The following is a 16,436-nucleotide window of genomic DNA, read 5'->3' as shown; positions in this document are numbered from 1 at the left end:
TGGCCTGACATGGATCCCTGAAAAGCCCCCTGAAATAGGTGTTGAAGGTTACCCCGATGACCCGGATGCCCAACAAGTCATTATTTACACAACCCCCATTAGTGAGGCTTCAGGCCCGATATCCCTTCAGCTTCCTGCTACGGAGGGCGAACTCGTTATTCTTTGGAGTCCAGAGGCGCATCGTGGGGTTCCGGTGTATTATTCTCAGGGCCATGCAGATGGGCTTATCGGTAAGGATTTTGAGGACCACCTTGTTGAGTATTTAGAGGGGAAAGGCAGCTTCAAGGCAGGAGGACGGGAGTTTGATGGTACTATAGGCTCTCGCTGGTACGAAGCCAAATCAGGCAACTATTGGAAAGATCAATGCCAAGAAGGCCCACAGTTCGAAAAATTCAAATCGGATATGGGACGTAGAAAGTCTATAGCTGAACAAAATGGAACTACCTATGAACTTTATACGAATTCTAAAATACCTGAATATGTGAAAAAATACTTAGATAGGAAAGGGATTCCATACACTGAATTGATAGGAGAAGGATAAATGTCAGTTTCAGCCAGTATCGATGTGCAATTTTCCAAAAGCTTTAATATTCCCACTCTGATCCAGATGTTTCTTGATGCTGGGTGGACTCTTAACGATTCAGGTAAAGTCAGCTTTTTGCCTATTGGTGATAATGATGACTTCGACTGGCAGAGTAAACAATTGACTGAACATGCCTTGATGGAACTTGTAGCCGTGAAAGTTAAGCGTGGAGAATTAGTAGGCGTTGTATTCACTTGGAAAGATACGATGAGCGGTGGCGAAGTTCTTTTTCATACTGACAGTTCATTCTCGATGACCCTATCAATGGATCGAAAGGTGATTGGCAAATCTCGAAGGACTGACGTTACATGGTTTCTTGAACGATTAGACAGAATTTTTTCTGATAAGAATATTGATATAGAACAAATTGTATTTTCAGAACACGTTTAAACCGAGAAGAGCTAATATGCAGATGACTCGTATTATTCTGAAAAGTGCGACTAATCAGGCATCAAACTATGAGTGATTCAGCAATTTACGAACTTACCGACCTTCAATCCAGACTGGAAAGCTCAGACCTGAATAGCGGCCTTATAGAAAGACTCAGGAAAAAAAGTACCAAAAAGGTTGAAGAATTTACCTCTGAAGACTCTTTAGGTAACCAATAGGTGTACCAAGCGTTGTTGGAACTTAAAGGTTACCAGAGTCTCTGAGGTATTTTGATCACAGCAATCACCCGTTCCAACTCAACTCTCCAAAGTATTCCTCGGCCCGGCTGGCCGCCAGGCCGGTGAGATCACATTGGGCATTTCCGAGCGGTTCAGCAAGGGTGCCTTGCACAGGGCGAACTCTCCATAGCGATGGTTGACCTCATCAATAGTGGCCAGTAGTTTTTCCTTTTTAACATCTTCTTCCGTGAACAGTTCTCCCTGCCCATGTTTGGGTTGAGGATCCAGAGCTCCGACATGCACCTGATGCACTCCGTGGTTTCTATCCCCTTCATCCCAGTAAACATTCAGGAAAAAGTCTGCCAGTGCCATGATCAAATCGCCATCGGATGTCGGGGTGGTTGTCTTCAGCTTTTTGCTGACCCAGCCTCTGGGCGTATTCACCCCGACAGAAAATAACTGTGCTTCAAAGTCATAACGCCTGAGACGAGCGGCCACCTTTTCACTCATATGCAGCAGATAGGTTCTCAGGATGGTTTTGTCCCGGGTATCCGGTGGAATCACCTTGCCATGCCCGATGGTCTGGGGCGCTCCCACTTCTTTATGCAATGGCTCTGGATCCATGCCCTGTGCCATCAGCCAGATGCGTTTACCCAAATTCCCAAAACGCGTGCCCAGCACACTGATCGGCACCTTCTGCATATCTCCACAACGATGCACACCATACTGAGCCAGGTAGCGACCAATGCCAGAACCCACACCGCAAAGATCCGTCACCAGTACACCAGAAAGCGTTTCACGAGCCTGATAAGGATGAACAATGGTGAGCCCATCCGGCTTCTGCTTTTTAGCGGCCCATTTGGCTGTAGTTTTGTCACCACTGATACCCGCTGAGCATAAGAGGCCAGACGCTTCAAAGACACAATCTTTGATCTTGCGGCCAATCTCTTCAACAGGGCAATCATAAAGTGACTGGCAGCCGGTCAGGTCCAGAAAAGCCTCATCCACCGAGAAGATTTCCACCTCCGGAGTGATGTTTTCCAGGGCTGACATAATGCTGGAAGATACCTGGGCATAGCGATAAGGCCGCGAGGCCGCCTGGATCAGGTCAGGAGCCAGAGCTCTGGCTTCACGCAACCTCATCCCGGTTTTGATGCCCCGGGAGCGGGCCTCGTAAGAGGCGGTGATGATGCAAGTCCCTGTTCGGCCATTGGTGACACAAACCGGCTTACCCTGCCATTGAGGCCGATCAAGCTGCTCAATGGAAGCAAAGAAAGCGTTCATATCCACCAGCGCAATCATTCTGGGCCAGGGCTTGTCTTTTACAGAAATACTGTTCATGTATACAGTATTATTCACCAAGAGCCTTCACACAAGTCCTTCTTTGATTGATTTTTTTTATCAACCCGAAGATCTCATAAAATTTCAAGCTTCCAGCAGTGAGTCAGCTAACCCGGATATTTCATAAACTGCCCCGAATCTCGCGCAGGCATTTGTCGCTCTAAGGGATTTTGCGAAGGAGTGACGTACCGGGGAGTACGGTCGACTGAGTAAAACTCCCTTAGAGCGGCAAAGGGCAAGTGAGAACGGGAGCATGTTTATGAAATATCCGGGCTAAGCACTCAAACAGCCATGAGCCGGAAATAGCAGCATTCTCATAGTCAATAGAGCCATCTACTGATGATTTGGGCTCAATAAGAGCCGATTTATGGAATCTTCGGATTTCGTCAGCGCTTCTGACAGGCGTGTTATGCAATCCCTTGTCCAAATTTCGTACGATCGGCTCTATATTGGTTCACACAGGGAAGTAGCCATGTTCAAGCGCACAAGGATCACCTTTCAGATTGTGTTGACACTGTTCAGCTTTTTCGGCTTTAACGAAGCCGTTCTGGCAGTCAGATACCGCACCACAATCTACATAAGCAATTTCGACGCCCGAATGGCTGTTGCCCATACGGGTATGGAAACGCCTGCTTTTGCAGGCTATGCGTCTTCAGGAAAAGAGGCCGATCTGGCCGGTGACCCCGGCAATATGAAATTTAACGAATCCCCCCTGAAACTACTGGAAGGGGCATTACAGGACCTGCTGAAGCACTCAAAACTGGAGGCTAACAGCAGCACAGATCTGGTTATCGGAATAGCCGGTTATGACTTTTATCGTCGCAAGCCGGCTCCGGCCTCCGACAAACTCTCGGACTATCAGTATCTGATGACTCAAAGCTGCCCAACCAGCCATAATCGGGAAGCTTATTTTACCTGTATGGTGAAGGCCCTGTTCAAGAAACACGGTATTGTGGTGGAAAGCGTAAAAGTGGTAGGCGACCATACCCTGATGGCCGCCAGCGCCCAGAGCTGGTTACAGAGGAACTGTAAAGCAGCCAGACATTTTGACATGATCCAGGCCACTACTACCGCCGTGCCTTACCAGGTCAAAAATGGCCGGATCACACCCTGGTCTGCCAGATTACCGGAATGGTTACGCATGGCCGGCGGTTACTGGGATATTGGTCAGGCCAGCCAGGATGCCTGGTTCAGCCCTGTTCCCTACAGCAAGAACAGTTACCCCCCTTTTATTGAATCACAACCCGTTCGCCAGACTCTGTTCGCCAGCAACTATGTACAGGCGTATGGAGAGCAAAAGGGGAACCCCTACGCCATGATGAAACGCTGGAGCAGCACCGGTATCAATTCTCTGGGCTACCAGGTCAGTCAGATCTACAACGATCACAACCGCCAGGATTATCTCAGCGGTCAGAACGCAGTCAATCAGAGCACCTATGACAAAGCTCGAGCTCAACTGAAAGCGCTTTTCCATGAGGTCATTGAGCAAGTAGCCACCATCATCAACATCAAACAGAGTGAATATTATCCGGGTCAGACCCCGGAACACCCTATTGTCATCCTGGGAGAATTCTCTGCCGACGTTCTGGAGAAAGAAGAAAACCGAGACCTGCTATTGCAAAGCCTGCCAGAGGAAGCTCGCTGTCGGGTGAATATTATTCCTGGAGACACCTTCTTCCATAACCTTTCAGGCGGTGGATTGAGAATTATGGAAAAAGGCCGTTAAGTTAGGCCTGCTAACCGGACTGTCATTAAGAAGCCGGTGAAAGCAGGATAAGCTGGTCACAGATAACAGGAAAAGCATTTAAGGATAGAAAGGGAAAGAGCCATTTGTGATGTTACTCAGAAAGAGTTTGCCAGCCACGCTTTTCCCAATCTGTATCTGAGGCAGGACTTTGAAAAGGGGCGCCCTCTGGAAAGCCAGAGCAGACAGAAAACAAAAGCCCGGACCGTCTTCGTGAAATGATTAAGAACACTCCTTGTTGCCAGGACTCGCTCCTGGCTTTTTTTTGCCCCATCGCCACACACCTCACTTTAACAACCCAATAACCATTGGGCATTTTGTCCGTTCCGGATAAACTACATGGCTTTAATCATGAGAGCAGAGCGCAGTCCATGGAAAAGAATTTCTGCAGTGACAACTGTTCAGGTGTCAGTCCTGAAATCATGCAAGCACTGGCTGAAGCCAACCAGGCCCATGCGCCTTCCTATGGCGGGGATTCCTTGACCCAGGAAGCCGACATCCTGATCAAAGCAGCCCTGGGTCGTGAGTGTGACATCTATTACGTCTACAACGGCACTGCTGCCAATACCCTGGCCTGCAAATCAGTACTGCGCAGTATCGATAGCATTATCTGTCCTGACAGCGCTCATATTTTTACTCATGAAGTGGGTGCACCGGCGAATGCCACTGGCAGTAAAATCATTACGCTCCCTGCAGTGCATGGCAAGATCACACCGGAACAAATCCGCACCGCCTACGAGCAGGAGACCTACTGGGGAGCCCATGCTACCCGTCCCAGACTGGTCTCAATTACTCAGTCGACAGAATGGGGGACCTTTTATTCTCTTGAAGAACTGGCTGCAATCAAGGCTGTTTGCGAAGAAACCGGTATGCTGCTGCATGTAGACGGCTGTCGTGTTTACAATGCCGTTATGGCCATGGGCTGCTCTCTGGCAGACCTGTGTCAGCACATCGATATCCTGTCACTGGGTGGCACCAAAAATGGCCTGATGTTCGGAGAAGCCCTGGTATTCTTCCATCGCGAAGCGGCCGATGGTTTTCTGCACCTGCGTAAGCAGGGGCTGCAACTGCACTCCAAAATGCGTTTTATTTCTGCCCAGATGAAAGCCCTGTTTACCAACGATCTATGGCAAAAAAATGCCCGACAGGCTAACCAGATGACCGCAAGACTCGCAGAAGGCCTGCTGAAACACCCTGATATCAACCTTTACTGCCCGGTGCAAACCAACCAGCTGTTTGTCACCATGCCCAAAGCACTGGCAGAAAAACTGATGGCAGTGAGAGCCTTTTTCCCCAATGGGCCTGAGTGTTATCGAATGGTGGCGTCGTTTGACAGTACAGAAGAAGAAGTAGACAGTTTTGTAGCGGCAGCTTTGGAAGAGTTGTAAAACATTACAGGACTATGAACGACAACGATCTTATGGTCGTTGTCAGCCTACGGCTATTGAACAGGGACAATCTGACGCAACATCAGCTCAATTCGACCCAAGCTCTCCTTAACCTCAACCATATCGGACTCGAGCTTTGTGAGCCTTTTATGGTGATCATCCAGACAGCGCTCAATGGCTTCAAAACGAATAATCATGTTTTTGAAATTTTTGCTGCATTGGTCTGCCAGAGAACTGACTTCGTTTTCTACCTTTTCAAAGCGTTGATCCACCCTTTCAAAACGGGCATCAATGGCATTAAAACGCTGATCTACTATTCCAAAACGAGCATCGATGGCATCAAAACGCTTATCGTGTTCATCAAAACGCGAGTCCTGCTGATCAAACCTCAGGTTGATTTCAATAAAACGCTCATGGAGCTCATACCGAAGCACCCCCAGGTCGCTGTCCAGCCGTTTAACATCAGCATCCACTTTGACCAGCTCAAGCTTATTGTCATTACTCATTGCGCTACCTCATGTCTCCGCAGATCAGTATAGGAAGCTTTCTGACAACCCGGTAATTCAAAGTGTTGTTTTCGTGTGAAAATTCTTCCCTGCTAATGGCTGTTTAATGCAACTTCATGCAATACTTTGAGAGAGAACAAAAACAATACACATAAGAACAGGATGTTCAGGAGAAGCCTGCCGTGAGCAGCTCGAAAAAAATACTGATTATTGGTGGTGGTATTGCCGGCCTGTCTGCTGCGCTCTGGTGCCGTCGACTGGGGCTGTCCCCACTGATCATTGAACAAGCACCGCAGCTGGGTGGCCAGCTGCATCAGATATACCTGCCCTTAGTCGACTACCCGGGTTTCAAGGGTACAGCCTCAGAGCTGTTGCAGGCTTTACTGTCGCAAATGAGTGAACAGGAAATCGATTATCAGCTGGAACAAAAAATCGAGCGAATCGATTACAAAAACAATGTTGCCTTTACCGAAAAAGAAACCCTGACCTACTCAGCTCTCATCATGGCTACCGGCAATCGCAAACGGGAACTGCCACAATTCAAACCGTTTTTAGGAAGCCATGTTCATATGACCGCTACGGGTGTTATGGAACAACTTAAAGACCAACATGTAGCCATTATCGGTGGTGGGGATGGTGCCTTTGAAAACGCCTTACTGCTTGCACCTTCGGCTCGCAAGGTATCTATCCTCATGCGCTCAGAGCAGCCCAGGGCAAGGCAGCATTTTGTCGAGCAGGCTCAACAAGTAAAAAACATAAACCTTCACTGCCAGCAACAGGTTCAGTTTTTCAGGGATGAGCCAGAATTTATGGGCCTGCAGCTGGCGCATAGCGTTACGGGAGAACAGCAGAAGTTTGCATGCGAGCAGGTGATCATCAAATGTGGCTATACACCAGCACAGGAACTGTTGCCAGACCCTCTATTACTGGCCCTATTACTCCCGAAGGGCTGTTGACAGTTAGGTGGCCAGAATATCTGGGTCATTGGCGATGTCAGAAACCCGGTCGACCCCTGCCTGAGTGTTTCTATCGGTGAAGCGGCAAGAGCCTCCAGAGAAATCAGTCGATACCTGGAACAAGCCGGCCCAGCCCATCATTCCGGAAACTCTCATCTACCCTTGTAAGAAGAACAAGGAAAAAGTTTCCCGGAAACACCATGAACCGCAAAAAAGCTTCCAGCCACTCACAGATCCTGCCGGCCATGGCCGCCATTTTTGTCGATGTACTTTCTTACGGGCTGATCACACCACTGCTGGTAGCAGCCTTTACCGAGAATCTGTTCCTGGCTGCCAGTCCTCAATGGCAACCGATTGTTCTGGCCCTGGCTTTTGCCCTGTTCCCTCTGGGAATGTTTTTCGGAGCCGCCACCCTTGGAGATCTGAGCGATCGCTGGGGCAGAAGAAAAACCCTGATACTGTGCATGGCCGGACTGACCGGTGCTTTTGCCCTATTGGCACTGTCTGTCGCCACCAGCAGCGTGACATTGCTTTTGCTGGGCCGTCTGATCAGTGGACTTCTGGGCGGCAGCATGGCCATTGGGCAAGCTGCAATCATCGACCTGTCGACTCCGGAGAACAAACCACAAAATCTCAGCCGAATCACCATTGCCAATGCCGCAGCTCATTTTCTGGGGCCCGGCATCGGCGCCCTGTTGGCCGATAACGGCCTGTACCTGCCCTTTATCTCTATCAGCCTTCTGGCGATTGCCACGTTGATCTGGATTGCCTTAAAAATGGAAGAGACCCGGACCGTGGAGTCCGTGGCAGAGAAGATCAACTGGCAACGTCCTTTCCAGATATTTGCCGAGGCCTTTGCCAACCCGGATATTCGCAGGCTTTCATGGGTTTACCTGCTGTTTCACGCCGGCAACAGCATGAGTTACCAGTTTTTCTATGTATTGCTTGCTGAACGTTTTGATTACACGCCCGGTGAGCTGAGCTTATTCAGTGCACTGGCCATGGGGGGAGGCGGACTGCTGGCCACATTCTGGTTATTACCGCTGCTACAAAAACATTTCTCTCCCCTGACCCTGTCCATTTACCCTCTGCTGCTTACGGGTTTTCTCAGCCAGCTGTTTCAGGTAGCCCTGCCCATGGAGCTGCGCTGGCTGATCGGCGTTATATGGGCCATCGCTTTGATCTCTGCTTACGTCAGCACCATTACCCTCTACAGCAACTGTGTGGATGAAGCCCGGCAAGGCTGGGTTATGGGTATCGCCAATTCTGTCTTCGCTTTTTCTTTTGTCATCGGAGGATTGTCAGCATCCCTATTGAGCTGGTTCCAGGTTGAAACCCTGCTGACTTTTGCCGGTTTGCTATTGATCTGCTCCGGAGCACTGCTATACATAAACGCTAAACGTTTTTCCTAGCCTACTTTCAACTCCAGTCAGCCTGTGATTCTGTTTCAGGCACCAGACTGCCCGGAACACCATGCGCCTGAAACACTGTCATAACACCAGAGACTTTCGGGAGCTCGCCCGACGGCGACTGCCCTCCCCTATCTTTCATTACATCGACGGCGCTGCGGATGACGAGTCCACGTTGCGAAGGAATACCGAGGCCTATTCCAGCTGTGATCTGGTGCCCAATGTGCTGCGAGGTGTAGAACATGTAGACCTCTCTACCCGGGTGATGGGACTGGAACTGGATATGCCTCTTTTTTTATCTCCCACCGCATTACAGTGTCTTTTTCATCATGAAGGCGAGATGGCTGTAGGCAAAGCTGCCGAACAGTTCGGGACACTTTTTGGTCTGTCTTCACTGGGCACTACCGGCATAGAAGACATTGGCACAATGATTAATACACCAAAACTGTTCCAGCTCTATGTGCATAAGGATAAAGGCCTGACACGTAATATGATTGACCGCTGCAAGGCTGCAAACTTTGATGCCATGGCCCTGACGGTTGATACGGCAGTAGGAGGCAACAGGGAAAGAGATCGGGTGACCGGTTTTACCGTCCCTCCCAAACTGACCGTGAGAAGCCTGTTGAGTTTTGCCAGCCACCCGGCATGGGCTCTGAATTACTTTTTGCATGGAGGTTTTCAGCTCCCCCAGCTTCAGGACTATGTCAGTGAAGGTTCCAGTACTTCCCTTTCCATCGCCAGCTACTTCAATACCATGCTGGATCAGAGTATGGACTGGCAGGCAGCAGAAGAAATTGCCCGCTACTGGGAAAAGCCCTTTGTCATCAAAGGCATCATGTCAGTTGAAGATGCACGAAAAGCTGCAGATATTGGCGCTGCGGCCATCATGATTTCCAACCATGGCGGTCGTCAGTTGGACGGTTCCCGTGCTCCCTTTGATCAACTGGCAGAAATTGTTGATGCTGTAGGGGATCGGATCGATGTGATATGCGACGGAGGTATACAGCGGGGAACCCATGTTCTTAAAGCCCTGTCACTGGGAGCAAAGGCCTGTTCTGGAGGACGACTGTATCTTTATGCTTTGGCCGCCGCAGGCAGGGCCGGTGTTGAACAGGCACTGGGTAATCTGCGCAGTGAGATGGAACGGGATATGAAACTGATGGGCTGTAAAACTATTTCAGAGTTGAACCGGAGTAACCTCCGGTTCCGTTGATGCCATTCAGCAGAATTTACAGATAATTCTCGGTGAGTTCTGTGACTTTACCCTCACGCTTCATCAAATCCAATGTCGACTGCATGAGTGTCACCACGTCATCAGACACATTGCGGTTCAGCGCTAAATAAAAGTCGACCGATGTGTAAGTGTAGACAGGAACAGCCTGAGGCAGGCCAGCCGCCTCGGAAATAAAAGGCGCTGAAAAACGACTGGATGCCCAAAGGTCGATTCTTCCGGCTTCCAGTTTCTCGGCATTATGCTTGTCCAGTGCTGCTTCAATGACCGGAATGCCTCTTGATTTCAGATACTCTGAAGAAATATCGCCCTTGTAACCTCCAACGCGGTATTTTTTCAAATCTTCCAGTGAATCAACCTGAAGAGTGCTCCCTGCTTTTTTCAGAACAATCAGGTCATTGGCTACCAAGGGGCCAACCCATTTAAACAGGGGCTTACGCTCATCGGTTAAAGCGGTAGAAAACAGACCATAGTTGTTTTTTTCCAGGGCCATCTTGTAGATACGGCTCCAGGGAGAACGTAAAGTCATGGAATACTGGATGTTTGAGCGTTTCATGATTTCTTTCACGATTTCAACCGAAACACCGTCGATTCCGCTTTCTCTGGCAAAGTTCTTGTCTTCAATACTCATATTGAAGGGAGGGTAGTTTTCGGTCAGAAGGTACAGTTTTTCAACCGCCTGACTCACGGAAGAGAAGAGAGACATCATCAAGAACACGCCGAACAGCCTGGACAAATAGCGCATACAATCTCCTGTACTGCATTTATTGTTATTCTTTAGGCTTGCCAAGCGTACCATAGAAAAAACCAAAGAAAACACTTACAGCCATACTGGATGCCAGCTTTACCTTTTCCATTAGGTTTCTGAGAAGTAATTCTTCACACCCGCCTTTTTCAGCACGACACAGGCGAGCATTCCACTGAGTCCACCAAAGATCAGAAAGACAGCCGGAGAGGACATACTCCCCGTCACCCGGATCAGTTCCATGGCCAGAATGGGCGTAATACCACTGAACAGGGCAAAGCTGAGGTTATAACAGAAGGCAATGCCTGAATAACGGACATGAACCGGAAAGATAGAAGCCAGGGCCAGAGGCGCAATCCCTGCAATTCCGCCGCGCAGAATTGAACCCAGACACATGATCAGAATCACGTGTACCGCACCATGGGCCAGCCAGCCAAACAACGGCCAGGCCGACAATATCAACATCCAGGATGCCAGCAACAGCAGTGTTCGGGTCTGGACTCGTTCTGACAACAACCCCATGACCAGAAACACCAAGCTGGAACAGATTCCACCCAAAGCACTGGCAAGCGCTACATCGGCCGGGTCATAGTGCAAAAGATGAGATAAATAACCCGGAGTAAACAGTAATAACAGAGGCACGCTGGTAGCAAGCGGCACAATCATCAGAAACCCGCACAATAAGGGCATTTTGAAATGTTTAAATAATGTTTTTATTGGCACTCGCGAGCGCTGTTGGCTTTCATAGATCTGAACGAATAGCTTTGACTCCTGGAATCGTCTGCGAAACAAATAACTGAATATTCCGAACAAGCCTCCCAACCAGAAAGGAAAGCGCCAGCCCCACTGGTTCATCGCCTCTTTTGAAAGCGTATCCAGCAACAACGCATGCAGAATCGAACCAAACACAGCCCCCAACACCAGAGACATAAACAGAAGCGCCATCACCATTCCACGGCGGTCTTCCAGTGTTTCACACAGGAATGTCATGGCTCCGGGAATCTCTCCACCAATAGAAAACCCCTGAATCACCCGAAGTGTTATCAGCAAAACCGGAGCCCAAAAACCTATTTGTTCATAAACCGGCAGACAGCCTATCAATGCCGTCGGTATGGCCATCATCAAAATCGTTACGACAAAAACCGGCTTTCGGCCCTGCCGGTCTCCCAGATGCCCAAAGATGATGCCACCAATGGGGCGAGCCAGATACCCGGCTGAAAATGTCGCAAAAGAAGATAAAAGAGAGAGGTAAGGATCCTGATTGGGAAAAAACTGATCAGCGATATAACCCGCCATTAAGGCATAAATGACAAAGTCATAAAGCTCAAGAAAGCCCCCCAGAGAGGTAACAAGGACTAACTGCCGGTGCTCAGGTTTAAGAGTGAAAGCAATCATATCTCAACAGCTCACGCCATACCCGGAGGTGGACGACAATATTTATTCATAACCAAAGCGGCTCCTGCCAGTCCACAAAACCCACTAAAAGTCAGATACCAGGCAGGCGATGAGAGAGAGCCGCTCATCTGAATCAGACTCATGGCCACCAATGGGGCCAACCCGCCAAACAGGGCAAAACTCAGGTTGTAACAGAAGGCAATGCCTGAATACCGAACCGCTACAGGAAACAATGTCGAAAGCAATAACGGAGCAGCACCTACAACACTCCCCATGGCCAGTCCACTCAGCAATATAACAGCCAGAAGCGATGCATGCCCTGAAGCATAGGCCGGGAATATTATCCACCCTGCTATCAGGATAATCATGGAACCCACAGCCATCAGCCTGACTCTGGACACCTTCTCACTCCAGCTTCCTACCAGCAGAAAGATCAGAGTGGAGGCAAAAATACCTATCCTCCCGTTATGGCAACTTGTGATGCATCGTATGCCAGCAGCTTGGTCAGGTAACCGGGCGTAAAAAGAAAAAGCAGCGGCATGCTCACTGCCACAGGAATAATCAGAAGTGTTCCGCACAGTATGGAGAGTTTGTGTTTTGAGAAAAGCTGAGCCAATGGCACTCGGGCTTGTTCTTTTCTTTCACCCAATTCAAGAAAAAGACGAGACTCATTAAATCTTTTTCGTACAACGTAACTGCATATTCCCAATGTCCCACCCAACCAGAAAGGCACTCGCCAGCCCCAGTCAGACATTTGCGCGGGGGTCAGCCACCAGAGCATGAACGCTTCTACCAAAGAGCCAAAGACGACGCCATTTACCAAAGCGAGAAACAACAGCCCCATAACCAACCCGGGCCGCTGGTCAACCGTTTCACTAAGATAGGTCATGGCTCCAGGTATTTCACCCCCTATGGAAAATCCCTGAAAGACTCTTAATAAAGTCAGCAGCAAAGGCGCAGCCAGACCAATCTGATCATAGGTAGGCAGACATCCGATCAATGCGGTGGACAGGGCCATCATCAGAACGGTAATGACAAAAGTCGGCTTGCGACCGAAACGATCACCAAAATGCCCAAAAATCACCCCGCCCAATGGCCTGGCAAGATAGCCTACTGAAAAAGAGGCAAATGTCGTCAGCAGTGAGGTGTAAGGATAATGACTGGGGAAAAACAGGTCAGAGAGATAACGTGCCATCAAGGCATAAATCACGAAGTCGTAAAACTCGAGAAAACCTCCCAGCGAAGTCACCCAGCGAAGTCACCCAGCGAAGTCACCCAGACCAGTTGTCGATGCTCTTTTGAGATAAAGCGCTGTGACACTATAGCGTCCCATGTTTTTGGTATTTGACGCTCCAGTGTAGACCAGTCATTTACAACCAGTCGGTCAGCATCACACCTATACTGAGTCGATTCACACTGGCATTGTAATCAATCAGGCTTTCGCCATAACCATTGAAGTACTGAACATACCCGCGAAAGCGATCGCTGAGAGGGAAGGACCAGTCCAGTTGAACGGCGCCTTTATTATCCGAAGAACGCAGGTTGTTTCTGAACATCATGGAAATCTGGTGTTCATCCAGTTTATAACCGAAGTGAAGTTCCCCATTACCCATGTACTTTTCAATATCCGGATTATCATCCCCATCCGTATCGTTAGGATTATTTGGATCTTTTTCTGACTCCGGAATCCGGTACCAGGGTTTGAAACTCATGTAAAAGTTGCCTTTTTCCAGCAGGAAATTCAGGTAGACCCGATTCCAGCTGCGCGAAAGACTGCCTGTCCGGCCATTGGATTGATGAGCCATACCGGCTACCACAGCCCTCAAATCCATACCTAAGACCGAGTACTTGACCGGAAACACCGCAAAGACTTCCGGTTCATGATTGGTTTCCCTGAACGGTGCCGAGTTGCTGTTGTATGCCTGCCACCAGGAGGTATTGGTATAGGCAACATAAACATTGCCATAATCATTCCACAGACCTTCCCAGACCGGTGCTTTCAAACTCAATTGAAACTTGATTTCAGTCGACGTCAGTTCCTCACCCACCGCCTTATAGGGTTCTTTATTAACATTACTGTTCCAGGAAACCGGGAGCACGTAATTGGGACGATGGGGTGTAATCACAAAGCGATTATCTGTGGCCTGCTTTTCCCCTCGAACTCTCTCATCAAAAGCACTTTCCTCAATCTCCCGGGCCATATCAGAGTCATCAGCAACGACTGCTGTCGACTCAGTCTCTGTAGACACGCCACAAAGCGCCCTGATTTCACCCATGGTGGTTTGACCATCAGCTTCCATAGCCTGCTTCAGGAGGCACTGTTCATAAGGAGTAGATGCAAAAGCCAGGAGTGGTGACAGACTCAGACTCAGAACCAGAACCAGACCTGCCATTCTCAAAGATCCTTCTTTGAGTACGACAGGCGTCATATTGTTATTCATAGCCGAAAATCTTTTTCTTTCTATTGAAGCCATGAGTTGAAATGCCACTGAGAGTCTGAAAACACAAGCTATTCATCACAGGGCAACCGGAAAGTTAAACTGCATGAATGAACATAAATCCATGACAGTACAATCTCAACTTTTTTCTGCTACTACGTTATCAACAATTGATTCAGTGCGCATGGGATAGTTCGGCCAGGCAATAAATAAAGCGATCAGACCGACAATTCCAACCCCTGAAACATAAAATGCCGGGCCCATATTGGTTCCCGTGAATTGAACCAGAAAGGTTGAGCTGAAAGGGGCAAGGCCGCCAAATAAAGCAAAACCAAAGTTATAGGAGGTGGCAACCCCGGTATAACGCACTTCTGTTGGAAAAAGCCGGATGATCATGGGCGGTAACAAGCCGGATGCAATGGCCGCAAAAAGCCCACAGATCATCATCATTCGGCGGATATGAGTATCGTCACTGATAAAATACTGGAAAGCAGGCACGGTGAGAAATATCACCGCTAATGCCAGACAGGCAGCCAGCAGCTTTTTGTTGATCAGATCGGTGCACAAACCGGCCAATAACGAGAAAGGTGACAGAATTAAAAAAGCCACTGCTGTGTGCCAGGCAACGTCCCCCTTGGGCAGCCCCAGCATCGTAGTGAGATAGCTGGGCATATAGACGCCAAATACCGTGACCGTGGAACCACAGAGCGCCATAAGCAGCAAGCCACAGAGCAACCCTCTCCGATGTTGCTTCAGCAATATCAGCAACGGAATGCTTGACCTCTGACGAACCTGATCCAATGCCATAAAGAGACCAGACTCCTCAAATCGCTTGCGAATCTGATAACTGAGCAGTCCGAGAAGACCGCCAATCCAGAAAGGAACTCGCCACCCCCAACTGGCCATCGTCTCCGGGCCTAATGCCTGATTCAGCAGTCCATGAACAAATGTGCCTAATGAGATACCCACCATCAGAGCCAGAAACAGAATACCAATCATCATACCCTGTCGTTGTGGTGCACTCTCTCCCAGATATGTGATGGCACCTGGCAGTTCTCCTCCCAGGGAAAAGCCCTGAAATAGTCTGCACAGGATCAGAAGAATCGGCGCCAGGATTCCAACCTGATGATAAGTAGGCAGGCACCCCATCAGAGCAGTCGTCAGCGCCATCATCGAAATGGTGAGGGTAAAGGTTTTCTTGCGACCCAGACGATCCCCAAGATGCCCGAAGAATAGCCCCCCCAATGGCCTGGAAAGATACCCTACTGCAAAGGTGGCAAACGTAACCAGAAGCGAAGTCACCTGGTCAGAAGCCGGGAAGAAGTTATCGGCAAGATAACTCGCCATCAGGGCATAGATAAGGAAGTCATAAAGCTCCAGCATACCTCCCATGGAGACAGCCAGAGCCAGTTTGTACTGTTCACTGGGTGCAGTAATGCAGCGCGGCATAAGTCACTCTTAATAATGACAGGCAGAGCTTGTTACCAGCCCTACCGATCAGTGTTATTAGAACATCAAGTGACTCAAGACTAGACCAAAAATGAAGGGGGTTTACTGGATTCAGTCTTTCTTGGTTCTCCCCAGCGTTTCAGCCGTCAGGCTGCCTATATAGAGGTAGCTTTCTGTCTCAAAAACCGAAGTGGCCGTTGGGTAATGTCCCTCTGGGTCCTGAAGATTTTGGGTAATCTTTCCCTGATCATCAAAAGCAATAACATGGGTATAAAAAGTCGCTTTGGGCCGAAGGCTGGCCGGCAATCGCTGAACAATCTTACGTAGGAAAGGCTGCTCAGAAATAGCATCCAGCAGTTTGTTTCGGGGCGATACCAACCCTACCCAGTACTGACCATTCAAGCCTCGGTTCAGGTTGTCAGGAAAGGCAGGTAATTCACTGATCACCTCTTCAGACTGACCTTTTCGAGATCCCTCCAGCCAGTACCGCAAGACTCTATAGTTGCCTGTTTCATTAATAACTCATGTTACGCACCCTTCATCGACTGAAGTTCTTGGAACGATGATGTCAGCGCTGAAAGATAAAGCTTCGCTCGCAACTCAAAGTGGTTCAAATTGAGCTTGTTAGACAAAACCTCAAGAC

At 49.0% G+C, this 16,436-nt stretch carries 18 protein-coding genes and 1 pseudogene; 8 read left to right on the top strand and 11 right to left on the bottom strand.

Features of this window, described 5'->3' with window-relative positions; all coding sequences use genetic code 11:
* The 3 genes from ACR2PX_RS09245 to ACR2PX_RS09235 form a co-directional block, all read left to right on the top strand.
* Window positions 1-541, top strand: a 541-nt coding sequence (locus ACR2PX_RS09245) for a hypothetical protein (RefSeq protein ID WP_433999071.1), incomplete at its 5' end; no start/stop codon positions are given.
* Window positions 542-973, top strand: a complete 432-nt coding sequence (locus tag ACR2PX_RS09240) for a hypothetical protein (protein ID WP_433999070.1) — start codon at window positions 542-544, stop codon at window positions 971-973.
* A gap of 68 nt (window positions 974-1,041) precedes the next feature.
* Complete coding sequence (locus tag ACR2PX_RS09235; protein WP_433999069.1) at window positions 1,042-1,191, top strand: hypothetical protein; 150 nt, start codon at window positions 1,042-1,044, stop codon at window positions 1,189-1,191.
* 78 nt (window positions 1,192-1,269) lie between these two features.
* Here the strand turns inward: ACR2PX_RS09235 and ACR2PX_RS09230 are convergent, their stop codons facing one another.
* Window positions 1,270-2,550, bottom strand: a complete 1,281-nt coding sequence (locus tag ACR2PX_RS09230) for a DNA polymerase Y family protein (RefSeq protein WP_433999068.1) — start codon at window positions 2,548-2,550, stop codon at window positions 1,270-1,272.
* Window positions 2,551-3,004: 454 nt separating this feature from the next.
* Between ACR2PX_RS09230 and ACR2PX_RS09225 the strand changes: the two genes are divergently transcribed.
* Both ACR2PX_RS09225 and ACR2PX_RS09220 read left to right on the top strand, forming a co-directional pair.
* Window positions 3,005-4,258 carry a hypothetical protein gene (locus ACR2PX_RS09225; RefSeq protein ID WP_433999067.1) on the top strand — a complete coding sequence of 418 codons (1,254 nt, stop codon included), beginning with the start codon at window positions 3,005-3,007 and terminating at the stop codon, window positions 4,256-4,258.
* 389 nt (window positions 4,259-4,647) lie between these two features.
* The gene (locus ACR2PX_RS09220) at window positions 4,648-5,664 is read left to right on the top strand and encodes a threonine aldolase family protein (protein ID WP_433999066.1); all 1,017 of its coding nucleotides are present in this window, start codon (window positions 4,648-4,650) and stop codon (window positions 5,662-5,664) included.
* 53 nt (window positions 5,665-5,717) lie between these two features.
* Here ACR2PX_RS09220 and ACR2PX_RS09215 read toward each other — a convergent pair whose 3' ends face one another.
* Entirely contained in the window at window positions 5,718-6,170 is a 453-nt protein-coding gene (locus tag ACR2PX_RS09215; RefSeq protein ID WP_433999065.1) for a hypothetical protein, read from the bottom strand.
* Window positions 6,171-6,352: 182 nt separating this feature from the next.
* Here ACR2PX_RS09215 and ACR2PX_RS09210 point away from each other — a divergent pair, with 182 nt between their 5' ends.
* Window positions 6,353-7,126 carry an NAD(P)/FAD-dependent oxidoreductase gene (locus ACR2PX_RS09210; RefSeq protein WP_433999064.1) on the top strand — a complete coding sequence of 258 codons (774 nt, stop codon included), beginning with the start codon at window positions 6,353-6,355 and terminating at the stop codon, window positions 7,124-7,126.
* Between the two features lie 3 nt (window positions 7,127-7,129).
* Here ACR2PX_RS09210 and ACR2PX_RS09205 read toward each other — a convergent pair whose 3' ends face one another.
* A complete protein-coding gene (locus tag ACR2PX_RS09205; protein WP_433999063.1) occupies window positions 7,130-7,267 on the bottom strand; it encodes a hypothetical protein in 138 nt (45 codons plus the stop codon).
* A 59-nt stretch (window positions 7,268-7,326) separates the two neighbouring features.
* Here ACR2PX_RS09205 and ACR2PX_RS09200 point away from each other — a divergent pair, with 59 nt between their 5' ends.
* Both ACR2PX_RS09200 and ACR2PX_RS09195 read left to right on the top strand, forming a co-directional pair.
* Window positions 7,327-8,538, top strand: a complete 1,212-nt coding sequence (locus tag ACR2PX_RS09200) for an MFS transporter (protein WP_433999062.1) — start codon at window positions 7,327-7,329, stop codon at window positions 8,536-8,538.
* A gap of 61 nt (window positions 8,539-8,599) precedes the next feature.
* Window positions 8,600-9,748 carry an alpha-hydroxy acid oxidase gene (locus ACR2PX_RS09195; RefSeq protein ID WP_433999061.1) on the top strand — a complete coding sequence of 383 codons (1,149 nt, stop codon included), beginning with the start codon at window positions 8,600-8,602 and terminating at the stop codon, window positions 9,746-9,748.
* Window positions 9,749-9,764: 16 nt separating this feature from the next.
* On the opposite strand, the gene ACR2PX_RS09190 is transcribed toward ACR2PX_RS09195, so the two are convergent.
* The 8 genes and pseudogenes from ACR2PX_RS09190 to ACR2PX_RS09155 form a co-directional block, all read right to left on the bottom strand.
* A complete protein-coding gene (locus tag ACR2PX_RS09190; protein WP_433999060.1) occupies window positions 9,765-10,511 on the bottom strand; it encodes a substrate-binding periplasmic protein in 747 nt (248 codons plus the stop codon).
* Between the two features lie 111 nt (window positions 10,512-10,622).
* A complete protein-coding gene (locus ACR2PX_RS09185) occupies window positions 10,623-11,906 on the bottom strand; it encodes an MFS transporter (RefSeq protein WP_433999059.1) in 1,284 nt (427 codons plus the stop codon).
* Window positions 11,907-11,917: 11 nt separating this feature from the next.
* Window positions 11,918-12,307 (bottom strand): hypothetical protein, encoded by a 390-nt coding sequence (locus tag ACR2PX_RS09180; RefSeq protein ID WP_433999058.1) that lies wholly within the window; start codon window positions 12,305-12,307, stop codon window positions 11,918-11,920.
* Between the two features lie 53 nt (window positions 12,308-12,360).
* Window positions 12,361-13,155 carry an MFS transporter gene (locus tag ACR2PX_RS09175; protein ID WP_433999057.1) on the bottom strand — a complete coding sequence of 265 codons (795 nt, stop codon included), beginning with the start codon at window positions 13,153-13,155 and terminating at the stop codon, window positions 12,361-12,363.
* A gap of 121 nt (window positions 13,156-13,276) precedes the next feature.
* A complete protein-coding gene (locus ACR2PX_RS09170) occupies window positions 13,277-14,347 on the bottom strand; it encodes a phospholipase A (protein ID WP_433999056.1) in 1,071 nt (356 codons plus the stop codon).
* A 135-nt stretch (window positions 14,348-14,482) separates the two neighbouring features.
* Window positions 14,483-15,793 carry an MFS transporter gene (locus ACR2PX_RS09165; RefSeq protein ID WP_433999055.1) on the bottom strand — a complete coding sequence of 437 codons (1,311 nt, stop codon included), beginning with the start codon at window positions 15,791-15,793 and terminating at the stop codon, window positions 14,483-14,485.
* A gap of 111 nt (window positions 15,794-15,904) precedes the next feature.
* Entirely contained in the window at window positions 15,905-16,285 is a 381-nt protein-coding gene (locus tag ACR2PX_RS09160) for a hypothetical protein (protein WP_433999054.1), read from the bottom strand.
* A gap of 35 nt (window positions 16,286-16,320) precedes the next feature.
* Window positions 16,321-16,436, bottom strand: a pseudogene (locus ACR2PX_RS09155) (IS701 family transposase); the annotation flags it as partial.

The sequence above is a fragment of the Endozoicomonas sp. genome (genome assembly GCF_051008435.1).
Taxonomy (GTDB): domain Bacteria; phylum Pseudomonadota; class Gammaproteobacteria; order Pseudomonadales; family Endozoicomonadaceae; genus Endozoicomonas_A.
Note: the sequence above shows the minus strand (reverse complement) of the source record. Positions and strands in the feature narration are given on the sequence as shown.